The 12965-nt window shown below is 37.1% G+C and carries 13 protein-coding genes; 3 read left to right on the top strand and 10 right to left on the bottom strand.

Going from position 1 to position 12965, the window contains the following annotated elements:
* Positions 1 to 381: 381 nt before the first annotated feature.
* The gene (locus ACIQXJ_RS22325; RefSeq protein WP_403057814.1) at positions 382 to 1266 is read right to left on the bottom strand and encodes a nucleotidyltransferase-like protein; all 885 of its coding nucleotides are present in this window, start codon (positions 1264 to 1266) and stop codon (positions 382 to 384) included.
* Between the two features lie 149 nt (positions 1267 to 1415).
* On the opposite strand from ACIQXJ_RS22325, the gene ACIQXJ_RS22320 reads away from it, so the two are divergent.
* Entirely contained in the window at positions 1416 to 1769 is a 354-nt protein-coding gene (locus ACIQXJ_RS22320) for a YgzB family protein (protein WP_173479549.1), read from the top strand.
* Between the two features lie 87 nt (positions 1770 to 1856).
* Here ACIQXJ_RS22320 and ACIQXJ_RS22315 read toward each other — a convergent pair whose 3' ends face one another.
* The 5 genes from ACIQXJ_RS22315 to bcp all read right to left on the bottom strand — a co-directional run bounded on the left by ACIQXJ_RS22315 (position 1857) and on the right by bcp (position 5157).
* Positions 1857 to 2195, bottom strand: a complete 339-nt coding sequence (locus tag ACIQXJ_RS22315) for a hypothetical protein (RefSeq protein ID WP_403057811.1) — start codon at positions 2193 to 2195, stop codon at positions 1857 to 1859.
* A 35-nt stretch (positions 2196 to 2230) separates the two neighbouring features.
* Positions 2231 to 2596 carry a hypothetical protein gene (locus ACIQXJ_RS22310; RefSeq protein WP_403057808.1) on the bottom strand — a complete coding sequence of 122 codons (366 nt, stop codon included), beginning with the start codon at positions 2594 to 2596 and terminating at the stop codon, positions 2231 to 2233.
* 583 nt (positions 2597 to 3179) lie between these two features.
* Entirely contained in the window at positions 3180 to 3623 is a 444-nt protein-coding gene (perR, locus tag ACIQXJ_RS22305; protein ID WP_173479551.1) for a peroxide-responsive transcriptional repressor PerR, read from the bottom strand.
* Between the two features lie 116 nt (positions 3624 to 3739).
* Positions 3740 to 4684 carry a D-2-hydroxyacid dehydrogenase gene (locus ACIQXJ_RS22300; protein WP_403057805.1) on the bottom strand — a complete coding sequence of 315 codons (945 nt, stop codon included), beginning with the start codon at positions 4682 to 4684 and terminating at the stop codon, positions 3740 to 3742.
* The gene (gene bcp / locus ACIQXJ_RS22295; protein ID WP_403057802.1) at positions 4681 to 5157 is read right to left on the bottom strand and encodes a thioredoxin-dependent thiol peroxidase; all 477 of its coding nucleotides are present in this window, start codon (positions 5155 to 5157) and stop codon (positions 4681 to 4683) included. Before bcp ends, ACIQXJ_RS22300 begins: the two co-directional genes overlap by 4 nt.
* Before the next feature lie 131 nt (positions 5158 to 5288).
* Here bcp and ACIQXJ_RS22290 point away from each other — a divergent pair, with 131 nt between their 5' ends.
* The gene (locus ACIQXJ_RS22290) at positions 5289 to 6575 is read left to right on the top strand and encodes a glutamate-1-semialdehyde 2,1-aminomutase (RefSeq protein ID WP_403057799.1); all 1287 of its coding nucleotides are present in this window, start codon (positions 5289 to 5291) and stop codon (positions 6573 to 6575) included.
* 271 nt (positions 6576 to 6846) lie between these two features.
* Here ACIQXJ_RS22290 and ACIQXJ_RS22285 read toward each other — a convergent pair whose 3' ends face one another.
* Positions 6847 to 7341, bottom strand: coding sequence for a phosphoribosylanthranilate isomerase (locus ACIQXJ_RS22285; protein ID WP_403057796.1), 495 nt, complete (start codon positions 7339 to 7341; stop codon positions 6847 to 6849).
* 798 nt (positions 7342 to 8139) lie between these two features.
* On the opposite strand from ACIQXJ_RS22285, the gene ACIQXJ_RS22280 reads away from it, so the two are divergent.
* The gene (locus ACIQXJ_RS22280) at positions 8140 to 9228 is read left to right on the top strand and encodes an FUSC family protein (protein ID WP_403057793.1); all 1089 of its coding nucleotides are present in this window, start codon (positions 8140 to 8142) and stop codon (positions 9226 to 9228) included.
* A gap of 409 nt (positions 9229 to 9637) precedes the next feature.
* On the opposite strand, the gene ACIQXJ_RS22275 is transcribed toward ACIQXJ_RS22280, so the two are convergent.
* From ACIQXJ_RS22275 to ACIQXJ_RS22265, 3 genes are all read right to left on the bottom strand, one after another.
* A complete protein-coding gene (locus ACIQXJ_RS22275) occupies positions 9638 to 10618 on the bottom strand; it encodes an alpha/beta hydrolase (RefSeq protein WP_403057790.1) in 981 nt (326 codons plus the stop codon).
* 187 nt (positions 10619 to 10805) lie between these two features.
* On the bottom strand, positions 10806 to 12173 hold the full coding sequence (locus tag ACIQXJ_RS22270; RefSeq protein ID WP_403057787.1) for a sensor histidine kinase: 1368 nt from the start codon (positions 12171 to 12173) through the stop codon (positions 10806 to 10808).
* On the bottom strand, positions 12170 to 12844 hold the full coding sequence (locus ACIQXJ_RS22265; RefSeq protein ID WP_403057785.1) for a response regulator transcription factor: 675 nt from the start codon (positions 12842 to 12844) through the stop codon (positions 12170 to 12172). The genes ACIQXJ_RS22270 and ACIQXJ_RS22265 overlap by 4 nt, the downstream gene beginning before the upstream one ends.
* Positions 12845 to 12965 lie beyond the last annotated feature (121 nt).

Here is a 12965-nt window from a genome sequence, read left to right as displayed (position 1 = left end):
GTTCGTCCTGAGCCAGGATCAAACTCTCCATAAAAGAAATTTGATTAGCTCAAATTGTTTTGCTGGCATCAATTTTGATGTCCAAAATTTTGTTTTGTTCACTAACGAAGTTAGCTAATAAAAACTATATTGATTACGTTTTGCTTGTTCAGTTTTCAAGGTTCATATTGTTTGTCGTTTTTCAGCGACTTCTTTATCTTAACATCTTATTCAACTTGCGTCAACAACTTTTTAAAAGTTTTTTTCACTCGTTTTTAAGTGTTCTTGTTATGTCTTAGCGACAATTAATATAATACAATATCAATATATTAAACGTCAACACTTTTCTTAAAAAAATATCGAGGTATTTTCTATACCTCGATTACTAGCATACTACATGGCTTATTCAAATTCTATAGACTCTTTATTCACCTTATAATGCCGGTGGAATATCATTTCACTTTTTGCAACGACAGGTTCAATAAGTATGTAGCCTTTATCCACTAAATACTCTACAAATACTTCTAAGTCTACAGAGTAGTTAACAAGCTCATGATGATCATGTAATTCTTGAATAGTCCATGTCTCTTTTGTTTGCATTACTTCTAATATATGTTGAGCCCCATCTTGTGTTCGTGAATGAATTAAAAACTCACTTGCTAAAAAAAGGAGCTCTAATCGCTTTTCAATTGGCTCACTGCTCATAACAAGTTCTTCATATAACTTATAAATTGCAGGCTCTATCTTTTTCACTTGCGCCCATACTGTAACTTCTGGATACAACCCGCTATCTATAATGGACAGCCGCCCTAAATGATGCAAGGAATCAACAACATGATTGTAGGCATCCAGGTAGCTTCCCTTATCAAAATATTCTTTTCCTTCTAAATAACGTCGAATTAACTTTGAAAATTGAATACCCGTTTTAATTTTCCGACCGCTGAACGGGAACTCTTGTAGTTCAATTTTTAATTTGTGAAGGAATTCATTGCGATCAAACAACACTCTGCCAAAGAAAATCCAATCAACTACTTTTTTGTTAGAGCCGATTAGTAACCACTTGCGTAACAATTTCTCTGTAACAGTATGTAAGGCTACCTTATTCCCCTCATATAAATAATGCTTTGAATAAACAGGTTGATCCGCTTCCTTCACAATAATTAGTAATATCGTATCGAATGTGTCAGTAACGTTACTTTGTTCTTCACGTTTCTCCATTAAAATGACACCTAATGTATTAGACTGACTCGCGCGTTCTTGGTATATCGGGCGCAAAACTTGCTCCATGTTCAGTCCTCCTCTATTTGTTATATGACTTTATTTCGTTAAGATTTCGACATACTCTGAAAGTATTCCTTCTTTGCCTTTTAGTCAAAACTAAAATACTTTGTTCTTATATGTTATAGTAGATTTTAGATTGGGAGGCAAGATATTGTATGAAACCTTACAAAAGTAAAATTAATAAAATCCGTTCATTCGCATTAGCACTTATTTTTATCGGCTTTGTTGTTATGTATGGGGGAATATTTTTCAAAAACAATCCTATCCTTGTCTTAATCTTCATGACGCTTGGTTTACTATGTATTATCGGTAGTACAGTTGTCTATGCTTGGATTGGACTTCTCTCAACAAGAGCAGTTCAAGTAGAGTGCCCGAATTGCCATAAGCATACGAAGGTATTAGGTCGTGTCGATATGTGCATGTACTGTAACGAACCATTAACACTAGATCCAACACTTGAAGGAAAAGAGTTCGATCAATCTTATAATAACAAAGCAAAAAATTCCTAGCCCTCACGCAAGAGCTAGGAATTTTTATTTGTTCTAAGTTCTAACTGAAAGCAACATGGGAATACTTTCTCCACATCACTATTACCTTTATCCTCTACCAACAATGACAGTGATCGTATGATCTAGCTTACCATCACGATAGACATAAACATTAGCTGTTGTTGAAAAATATGTAATTAACCTACCAGTGGATGTTACAGATATAGAATTATTACTCGTAACATAAGTCATACCCGGCTCATGATAAGTTAATTGGTAATTACTACTGTTAGTAGGTACTCTAACTGTATAATCTCTGATATTAAGTGTTATTACTGATTGTACGGAGCGTTCGTTACTAGCAGCCTTGGCTTCTAGCATTCCAAAAGATAGTCCTGAAATACTCACTAAAGCAATCATTGTTAAAAGAAATATTTTAAATTTCATTTAAAAATCTAGTGGATTGAGATTTTTAATGGGTATTATATACTCACTATATATTTAGAAATTTGTTTTTCCTTTTGACCAGCTATACCAGTTTTGATAAACTTCTGCTGATTCTGTCTGTCATCGAATGATTTTATCATTTGCTCTACTAATTTTTGCGTAATCATATCGTTTACGTCACCAGAGGACTGTTCTTTTTCTTCATGTTTAGAAATCTTCACTTCTCTAACAATTACTTTTTCACCATTTTCCTTCGTTACGATATGACGTACATAACCATTCTCTTTTTTTATTTCGTATGTTGCTTTTCTTTTTTTGTTTGTTAGAAATAAATCATCCGATAAACGTTCTTCTTTTTTTAATGTACTAAGGTAATTACTACTCCCTAAATGTACATTCATTATATCCCTCCTACTAGCTTTCCTAATTCAAAATGGATGAGGTGCTAAAAATTTCAGTAACTCAGACTTTTGAACCCGACTTTGTATAAAAATCTCAATCAACATAAAAAACCTTGCTATAGTACTTTCTCAAAGCAACTTTACACGTTGGAAATGTATAGCATTATTCAACATAGTGTACTGCACATCTAAATATTATACTTGTGTAGTTGATGCTCTTAACTACATATAACTCCAACTCCCTCCTTTTCAAAATAAAGTTCTTATTTTTGAATGTCACCAACTCTTTTACTATTTTCTTAACTACTTTTTATCACAAAACATCAATATTGTAAATATTCAGTTTATTAATTTTTAGAATAATCTTTTTTTCTAAAACTATAGTTGTTTAACTATACCTAAATATATCAATGATTTTTTAATAGTATTTCATCTATGCTTTATACTTTCATACATCTCATTTTCCCTAAATGATAAAAAGTGAATGAACATAACGGAATTATTCGCCCCTTCATAATAAAAAAAACAAGCGAGCTAATTGCTCACTTGCTTTTTTAAACGTTTTCATACATGAACTTGTAATTTATTGTACTTTCGCTGCAACATCTTTACATGCTGGACATGTACCGTATATTTCTAGACGGTGTGTGTGCACATCAAAGTCTGTTACTTGTGAAGCGAAGTGTTCGATTTCATCTAAACCTGGATAATGGAAATCGACAATTTTACCACAGCATTCACAAATCATATGATAGTGATCATTTGTAACAAAATCAAAACGGCTAGAAGCATCCCCATAAGTCAGCTCTTTCACTAAACCTACTTCACGGAATACACGTAAATTATTGTAGACAGTTGCCACACTCATATTCGGAAATTTTCCTTCAAGCGCTTTATAAATTTCATCCGCAGTCGGATGTGTCATCGATTGAATTAAATATTCTAAAATAGCATGACGCTGAGGAGTAATGCGTACACCAGTTGTTTTTAACGTGTCAAGTGCATCTTGTAAATGCGGTATAGACATCGTCATGCACCCCTTTTCATAAGTATTATTAATTTATAATTGTTACAATTAGTGTATCGAATTAAGCTAACATCTGTCAACTTCCGTCCTATGCATCAGCTAAATTAAATTACTTTTTAATATCCTCTCGACAGATCCACTACATTTTCTAGAGCTGTCTCTCCATTTAACCATTTCATCAAACTAGGCTTAAAAATATCTAAGCTGCGCTCCACATAGCGAGAAGAATGACTTGAAACATGTGGTGACACTATGACACATGGACAAGACCATAATGGACTATTTGCACTAAGCGGTTCTTCTTCAAACACATCTAATACTGCGTAGCCAATCTCAGCTGTTTCCATAGCATGAATAAGTACCTTTTCCTCTACTAAATTCCCACGTCCAAAATTCATGAAAATGGCATCATTTTTCATTGCGCTAAAATGCTCTTCCTTCAATAAATGCGTAGTTTCCGCTGTTTTAGGCAATACAGAAATGACGATATCCGCATTTGGCAAAGCTTCTGTTAGCTTGGCGAAACTAACCATCTCATCCATATAAGGTGCTGCTTTACCTGAACGGTTACAGCCAATTGTAGTTACACCAAATGCTTGTAATAAGCGACCTACTTCCGAGCCAATCGCGCCGGGTCCTAATATTAGCGCTGTATTATCACGTAATTCAGTTTGTTTCCCTTTCTTCGACCATTCTCTTTTCTTTTGATGCTCGTATAACCACGGCAATGCGCGCTTAATGGCTAAAATATGAGCTAGCATCGACTCAGCCATAGGTGATTTATGAATTCCACGCACATTTGATACTAAAATACCTCGATCAATAATTGCTTGAGCTGGCATTTTTTCTACACCTGCTGAAGCAACGAAAATCCATTTTAGTTTCGTCGCGTATTGCATATTGTCATCATTTAAATCTTCGCCGTATGTAACTAGTACATCTGCTTTTTGAAGCTCATCCGTAGATAAACCATTTTTAAAAACAAAATCACATTGTGAAAATTCCTCTACTAACGGTTCACGTAAATCGGGTCTTGGCTCAAACGTAAAATAAATTCTCATTTATGTTCCTCCTGATTTGCTAAATATGTGTAGACTTCTTCGATATGATTTTTCACGCGTACTTTGCGCCACGCCTTTATAAGATGACCATCTGTATCAATTAAAAAGGTAGAACGTTCAATCCCCATATATTCGCGCCCGTACATTTTCTTTAACACCCATACGCCATAAGCCTCCGCCACAGCATGATTCTCGTCCACTAATAGAGAAAAAGGTAACCCATGCTTATCAATAAATTTTGTATGCTTTTGGGCATTATCAGGGCTCACACCTAATATAACAGCGTTTAAGTGACTGAAGTCTTCATGCTTATCACGGAAATCACATGCCTCTGTTGTACAACCCGGTGTCATATCTTTTGGATAAAAATACAAAATTACATTTTTGCCCCTGAAATCTGCTAATTGCACGTACTCCCCTTTGTCATTAACAAGTGAAAAATCGGGTACTTTCTGTCCTTCTACTAATGTCATAACAATCTCCTCCTTTTGCATTTCTTATTTTACTCTAAGTAACAAATCAAGTCATATCCCTTATTTTCTTTGGATTTCTTACACTGATAGGTCTACAATAGATTAAGTATAATTACTTAGGAGGCATATTTATGAATCACTCAAAATCCGAAGCAGTACACGCAGAAGCGCTTTTACATATCGTTGGTGGTGTGAATAGCCCTTCTCGTTCATATAAAGCAGTTGGTGGGGGCTCTCCCGTTGCAATGGCTCGAGGAAAAGGAGCTTATTTTTGGGATGTTGACGGCAACCGTTACATCGATTATTTAGCTGCATATGGCCCACTTGTTACAGGTCATGGCCATCCACATATCGCTAAGGCGATTTCAAATGCCGCTGAAAACGGTACTTTATTTGGAACTCCAACTGAATACGAGGTAACTTTTGCAAAAATGCTTAAAGAAGCCATTCCTTCAATGGATAAAGTGCGCTTTAACAACTCTGGTACAGAAGCAGTTATGACAACGATCCGTGTTGCTCGTGCCTATACTGGCCGTACAAAAATTATGAAGTTTGCTGGCTGCTATCACGGTCACTTTGACTTAGTATTAGTAGCTGCAGGCTCTGGACCTGCTACATTAGGCACACCAGACTCAGCGGGTGTAACGACTGCTACGGCAGAAGAAGTAATTACGGTACCATTTAACAATCCACAAGCATTTACCGAAGCGATGAATACATGGGGCGATCAAATTGCTGCTATTTTAATTGAGCCAATTGTAGGTAACTTCGGTATTGTTGAACCGAACCCTGGCTTTTTAGAATTAGTGCATGCTACAGCGAAAGAAAAAGGTGCGCTTACGATCTATGATGAAGTTATTACAGCATTCCGCTTCCATTACGGTGGCGCACAAACACTACTTGGTTTAACGCCTGACCTTACAGCACTAGGGAAAGTTATTGGTGGTGGATTACCAATCGGTGCTTACGGTGGTCGTAAAGAAATTATGGATACTGTTGCTCCACTTGGACCAGCATACCAAGCAGGTACAATGGCAGGAAACCCTGCATCGATGCAAGCTGGTATAGCTTGCTTAGAAGTATTAGCTACTCCTGGAATTTACGATGAAATGGATCGACTTGGTGCGATTTTAGAAGAGGGTATTTTAGCAGCTGCAAAAAAACATGGTGTAACAATTACTTTAAATCGTCTAAAAGGTGCGCTTACAATTTACTTTACAGATGTGAAGGTAGAAAACTATGAGCAGGCAGAGAATACTGACGGAGAAATTTTCGGTCGCTTCTTTAAACTAATGCTTCAACGAGGCATTAACCTCGCTCCATCAAAATATGAAGCATGGTTTTTAACAACTGAGCATACAGAGGCAGATATTCGTGAAACAATCGAAGCTGTCGACTATGCATTTTCTCAACTTTAATAGGCCGAAAAAAGGCGACTTCCAATAGGTTTTAAAAATCAAGAAAATAAACAAAGGACTTTATAATAAAAGGTATTGTTATAATGTCATCCATTATATAGCTAAAATTTAGAAAGGATAGATGAACAGGGTTGTTCCCTGCTTACATCTATCCTTTTTCTAAAACATATGACCTCATTACTATCAACAATTTGATTTACTGCTACACAATTATTTTCTTTCTTCAACTAAAACATATGTTAGCATAATAAAATTATCCAGTTTAAGTATTCTATGTCATGTATTTTAAGAAATCTATTTTTCTAAAATCTTTATTATTATTTTTATCTGCTCTATAACTATCCTTAGAGGAAGCCTCGTAAACATTTAAATATTGCTCAGGATTTAGTAAGTAATATTGAACATCTTCCTTTTGATGCATTTCTAAATCTTCTAATTTCACTCCTGCAAAATTTGGTAAAGTGTCAAGAATACCAAACTCAACTGATAGTCCCTCTTTAGAGAATTCATGTTCATGCAAATCAATTAAGCTATATTCCATTGATTCCATGATTTTCACAATATCAATCCATTTATATATGGATATTTCAGGTGGAACTTCCCACCCTCTTTTATCACCAGGAACATGAATATCTAAGTCTTGAGCTTCCCAATTTTCCCCTGTAATAATTTCTAAGCCAACTGAACCCATTAACAATGGAATAATTGCAATATCATTTAGTTTTTTAGCTATTTTAATAAACTCTTCAAACTTTTGATTGTCCATTTGCCCCTCCATTTTTTTATCTCTAAACTTTTACCTTTATCCATCCAACATCTTCAAACAGAGTTTCAACATATCGTTTCCTTCTCTTATAACTAAACCTTTGAAATATTGGTTCATATTAACTCTCAAGCTTTATTATATTTATATATACTATTTATTAGGGATTATTTCCTTCTTATTAATTTAATTCATCTTTCAGTTGTTCTGTTTTGTTTTTCGGGACAATAGCATTCCATTTCAATAAATCTGATTCAAGTATTCTCCAACTTTTCTTGTCACTGCTTCTGTATAAGTTAGGAACTTTCCAGTTCGATTCCAATGCTTAATCGTTTCCTCATGTTTGCTTCACACTACCTTCAAAGAATAAATACACTAAGAATATACGTTCTTGTTTATTGTACATAAAATAATGGTAAATGGTAGTAGACACAACGAATACCGAAATACTGATGCAGTAATTAAAAAGGTCATTTATAAGGTCTACAAAGTAAAAAAGTACATCACAATATATAAGTGATGTACGAATTATCTTTGTTTTTACAAGTAGGAGTCGCCTTTTTATATTACGATATACAAATCTATGTATTTTCTAAGAACTTCCTTCTATAATGTAAAGAAGCATTAATTACGACTCGGCGTAATTGCCTCCAGATTTTTTTTAAGTCTGCTTGAAAAGTTCTTCTTAAAATCTGAGACATCCGCTGGGGCCTTTAACTTGATTCAGCCCCACTTATAGAAGTGGAACACTTCTGCTGAAGCAAGTTAAAAATATTAGACAGAAAGGACATCGATTTTATTATGAAATTAGGTGCCCGTGTATTTAAAACTGGCGTAGCTATTGTCTTTGCTCTATTTGTTGCTGAGCTCCTGCAATTACCATCCCCAGTTTTTGCTGGAATTGCAGCAATCTTTGCGATTCAGCCATCCATTTATCGCTCTTATCAAACGATAGTTGAACAAGTACAAGCAAATATTATAGGAGCCTCTATTGCTGTAATCTTCGGCTTACTTTTTGGTCACCACGTCGTGGCTGTCGGTATTGCAGTAATTATCGCAATAGGCTTGATGTTAAAATTCAAACTTGAAAAGTCACTGTCTCTTGCGCTTGTTTCCGTTGTAGCCATTATGGAAATACAGGGAGATGACTTTCTTACGTTTAGTTTAATTCGCTTTCTTACAATTTTAGTCGGGGTTTTAGCAGCCTTTGTTGTAAATCTTGTGTTTTTACCGCCAAAATACGAAGTAAAGCTTTTCCGTAAAATTTACTTTTTACAGGATGATATTATTCGCTGGACGAGACTAGCTGTTCGTCAAGCTTCTGAGCATACTTCTACTAAAACGGCTTTAAACAAATTTAGAGAACGTATGCTTAGAGTCGACACACTCTATGAGTTTTTCAAGGAAGAACGAAATTACTTTAAAAATAAAAAATACGTCAAAGCACGGAAATTAGTTGTTTACCGTCAAATGATTACTACGTCAAAAAAGAGTCTAGAATTGTTACAACGTTTGCATAATCATGAAAACGAATTAGCACATCTACCGACACAATTCCATTTAATGATTCAAGAGCGTCTAGATTTCCTGCTTACCTACCATGAGCAGCTGTTACTGAAATATACGGGGAAATTAAAGCCTGAGCATTCCGAATGGAGCAACCATATCGACTACATTCAACGCAATCAGTTAATGGAGATTTTTATCCATCAAGTGACCTTTGCGCACGAAGAAGGCGATACAGAATTTTCAAGCTATCACCTTCTGTATATTTTATCGCGTATTTTAGATTACGAAGAAAATTTGGAGCACTTAGATACATTAATTGTGTCATATCAAAACTATCACGGTGAAGAAATCAACTTGGAAATTGAGGAAGAGTTTATTTAATAGACCAATTAACAAAGCTATTTGGGCAAGCCCTACCACTACTTTTCGTGTTTGGGGCTTGCCTTGTAAACTTCTATGTACATGTTGATGACCGGTACGGATTGCTCGCTTTCTGCGGGCGTTACTTATGCCTCCTTCTCCGCTTCGCTTTGAAAGCCGTTTTCTCCTACGCTAAGGGAAAACGGCTTCTTTTTATCTTGTTTGTCTAATTCTAAAAGTCGATTCATTTTCGTACAGAATTGATTGTTTAACTAAAGTTGCAAATAGGTATTGATGTGATCTCCAGCTTTTCCCCTGCTCCACTCGGAACGTGATAGTTTCCCGTCATTCCGCATTCCATCTAACGATTTGTACTATAGACTATAAGTTCCTCGTTACCCTTAGATAAGATAGAGTCTTAACTCTTCACTTACTTTACTTCTTTCATAAATAGTCTAACGTTTTCAGCGATTTCTTTGAATTTGGTATGGTGTAAATAATGTGATCCATCCATGGTTACTACTTTTCCATGTACCGAGTCTTTGATCTGCTCTTCATGCAGAGGTAACCATCCTGCTACATCTTCATTATTCGCTTGTACAAAGAGAAGAAGTGGAAGATATTTAGGGAAGGTTAAACCTTGAGCCCCTTTAAAATTAGACGAAATATGGTCCATCTCATTCAAGGTTGTGTCATTATACATGTTTTTATTTGAAATCATTTTCATTTGCTCTACGGTTTTTTCATCAAATGCCAGTCCAGCATAGGGGTCAGCACTGATTTTCATAGCTAATCTTAAGAGACCTGATTTTTTGAGATATGCAAACGTTTTTAATGGGAAATTCATATCCATACCCGGTTGTGTTGCAACACTGCTATCGATTCCGACAAATGCAGTTACCTCGTTTGGATATTTGTTCACATAATCAATTCCATAAATGCCTGTAATGGAGTGGCCCATGAGCATGTATCTGTTAATATTAAGCTGCTGTAGAGCTTCATGAACTTCACTTACCATGTTCTCCGTGGTCCGCTCTTTTACAGTTTCATCACTTAATCCATAACCGAAAGGCTCTACCGCAACAACTTTGTAAAATGGAGATAATTCATCGATAAGAAGCTTAAAATCAAGCCCTGGAGTAGCTGTTCCATAACCAGGCAGGAGCACGATTGTTTCCTTGCCCTCGCCTTGAATTAACACATTCATGTTTTTCCCGTCTACAGATACATGCTGCCCGTATGGCACTATTCGTTTTTGTTCCGAATGACTACTCATCACATTTACGATATAAACAATACCTAAAAAAAGTACAATGGCTAGAACGATTGCTCCTATGATTTTAAGTAAGATGTTTCGCACTTTCTTTATTTTCATTCCACTCAGCGTTTTCTTTTCCTCTTGTTGTATCACTGTCATCTTCTCCTGTCCTAATCTGTTTGATTGTCTTCCTTCATGTGCCTGTAATGAAACCTTAACAAATGAAGATGTACTCCCTATGACGACAATATGAACTGAATATGAACTGTCAAAAAAAAATGCTACGGCTCTATATGCAAATAAGCTTGCATATGAGTCGTAGCATAGAAAATGAATCTAACTAATCTATTGGTGTAGTGATTGGCAAGGTGACAATGAAGGTCGTTCCTTGACCAAGTTCACTTTTCACTCGGATGTCACCTTGATGAAGCGACACAATCTGTTTAACGATAGCGAGTCCCATACCACTTCCGTCATACTTACGACTGTGGGAACGATCGGCCTTAAAAAAACGCTCGAATATACGCTTCTGGTCGTCAAGGTGAATACCAATACCAGTGTCGGATATTAGGATTGTCACGTTTTTGATATCTTGTTTAATGCTTACGTTAATCACGCCGGCATCATCGGAAAATTTGATGCTATTTCTAAGGATATTCGTCCATACCTGATTTAACAGGTCATGATCAGCCGTTACTTTAACTGTCTGTAAATCAAGCTCGAAATGTATATCACGAGCAGACCATTGTGGCTGGAGCGCCACGATTATCCGTCGGATTTGTTCATCGAGGCTGAGCGTGACGAGCTGCAGTTGCTTTGACTGCGATTCAAGCAAACTCAGCTTTAGCAGGCTATCGCTCATTTTGGACATCCTTTTCGCTTCAGCGATGATAATATCAAGATAACGGCTTCGTTCGTATTCTGAAAGCTCAACTTGCTTAAGCACTAGAGCATAACCGGATATCGAAGTGAGCGGAGACTGAACCTCGTGCGACACGTTCGTTACGAATTCCCTGCGCATCTGCTCAAGTTGCTGCAGATCGTGCATCATTTCTTCGAAGCTGCGAGCCAAAGTACCCAGCTCACTCGTTTGCTTAATATTCAACTTGACGTTGAAATCTCCAGATGCTATCCGCTTGGTCGCTTTTGTCAGCTTTTTGATTGGTTTTACCAGGTATACAGAGGCAACTAGAATCAATAAGCTTCCTGCAATCAACGAACATGTTGCAAAGACCAATGCCCACTTTGTAACATAAGAGGCCGAAGGAGGGGCGAGCGCTTCCAGAAATATCGCTTTCGTTCCCATTTCTGTTTTCAACGGCAACCCTAAGAGGACCGTGGCAATACCATTAGGAGTGTCCTGAACAACACCTCCTTCTAATGCTTTCTTTAGTTGCTCCCTCGTCACAGGCGCAGGTTTGTGTCCGTGAAGTTTACCGTAAGACTTGAACTGACCCGTCGCTTCGTAAATTCGAATATAATAAGAATCGAGCTGCTTCATTTCACTTACGAACAAGTCCGCTTCATGTAACGGAAGGGCGTTGTAAATCTGGACGATGTCTTGACCAAAGTTACGTAAGTTGATTTGAGCATTTTCGTTCAATTTATCTTCGAATATCCAAGTTGACACAAAAAAAGAAATGATTGTGCCCCCGATGATGGAGACTAAAAATGTCAGGATAACACGTATATATAAGGATCTGATCATTCATAAACCTCAAGCCGATACCCAAGCCCGCGCACCGTTTCGATCCGAAAATCGGGCGTTGTCGCGAACCGTTCACGCAGCCGTTTAATATGTACGTCTACCGTTCGATCATCTCCGGCGTAATTGATACCCCAAATCTGATCGATCAACTGCACGCGCGTATAGACTTGTCCTGGTGTTCCAGCGAGCTTATACAGCAATTCGAACTCCTTTAGTGGCAACGTAAGCGACTCCGTCCCTTTCATCACCTTATAGGTCTGTCGATCAAGAATGACGTTCCCGAAATGGATCGTCTGCGTGGAGCCAATCTTGTATCGTTTGAGTAGTGCCCTAACACGAACCGTCAACTCTAACGGATCGAATGGTTTTGTTAAATAATCGTCCGTCCCAAGTTCGAAACCTTTCACTTTCTCCCATGTTTCTCCTCTCGCAGTCAGCATAAGTAAAGGTAGATCAGGATTGGCTCTTCGGAGCTCCTTGCTTAACGTCCAACCATCCATAATCGGCATCATAATGTCAAGTACGACAAGATCGACATTCGTTGAGTTGTAGACGGCCAGTGCTTCCTTGCCGTCCGCTGCTTCAGCTGTTGCGAATCCGTCGTTGCGTAGAAATAAACAGACGAGTTCGCGAATGTTCGCATCGTCGTCAGCAACTAGTATAGTAGGCATCGGTTCCCTCTTTTCCCTGTTTTCCACCGCATTATTTCAAGTAATCATTATACTATAAGCTAACATGTATGTTGATTAACCAAAGTAATACAGTTTCTTGATTTATCGACCTGTAGAATTC

The sequence above is a fragment of the Lysinibacillus sp. NPDC097868 genome, from assembly GCF_044761135.1.
In the GTDB taxonomy this organism is placed as follows: domain Bacteria; phylum Bacillota; class Bacilli; order Bacillales_A; family Planococcaceae; genus Lysinibacillus.
This window is presented reverse-complemented; position numbering and strand designations above follow the sequence as displayed.

What these genes read in the sequence shown, in the direction of transcription:
- ACIQXJ_RS22325 (WP_403057814.1), bottom strand. Translation starts at nt 1,266, where the DNA reads ATGGAGCAAGTTTTGCGCCCGATATACCAAGAACGCGCGAGTCAGTCT.
- ACIQXJ_RS22320 (WP_173479549.1), top strand. Translation starts at nt 1,416, where the DNA reads ATGAAACCTTACAAAAGTAAAATTAATAAAATCCGTTCATTCGCATTA.
- ACIQXJ_RS22315 (WP_403057811.1), bottom strand. Translation starts at nt 2,195, where the DNA reads ATGAAATTTAAAATATTTCTTTTAACAATGATTGCTTTAGTGAGTATT.
- ACIQXJ_RS22310 (WP_403057808.1), bottom strand. Translation starts at nt 2,596, where the DNA reads ATGAATGTACATTTAGGGAGTAGTAATTACCTTAGTACATTAAAAAAA.
- perR (WP_173479551.1), bottom strand. Translation starts at nt 3,623, where the DNA reads ATGTCTATACCGCATTTACAAGATGCACTTGACACGTTAAAAACAACT.
- ACIQXJ_RS22300 (WP_403057805.1), bottom strand. Translation starts at nt 4,684, where the DNA reads ATGAGAATTTATTTTACGTTTGAGCCAAGACCCGATTTACGTGAACCG.
- bcp (WP_403057802.1), bottom strand. Translation starts at nt 5,157, where the DNA reads ATGACATTAGTAGAAGGACAGAAAGTACCCGATTTTTCACTTGTTAAT.
- ACIQXJ_RS22290 (WP_403057799.1), top strand. Translation starts at nt 5,289, where the DNA reads ATGAATCACTCAAAATCCGAAGCAGTACACGCAGAAGCGCTTTTACAT.
- ACIQXJ_RS22285 (WP_403057796.1), bottom strand. Translation starts at nt 7,341, where the DNA reads ATGGACAATCAAAAGTTTGAAGAGTTTATTAAAATAGCTAAAAAACTA.
- ACIQXJ_RS22280 (WP_403057793.1), top strand. Translation starts at nt 8,140, where the DNA reads ATGAAATTAGGTGCCCGTGTATTTAAAACTGGCGTAGCTATTGTCTTT.
- ACIQXJ_RS22270 (WP_403057787.1), bottom strand. Translation starts at nt 12,173, where the DNA reads ATGATCAGATCCTTATATATACGTGTTATCCTGACATTTTTAGTCTCC.
- ACIQXJ_RS22265 (WP_403057785.1), bottom strand. Translation starts at nt 12,844, where the DNA reads ATGCCTACTATACTAGTTGCTGACGACGATGCGAACATTCGCGAACTC.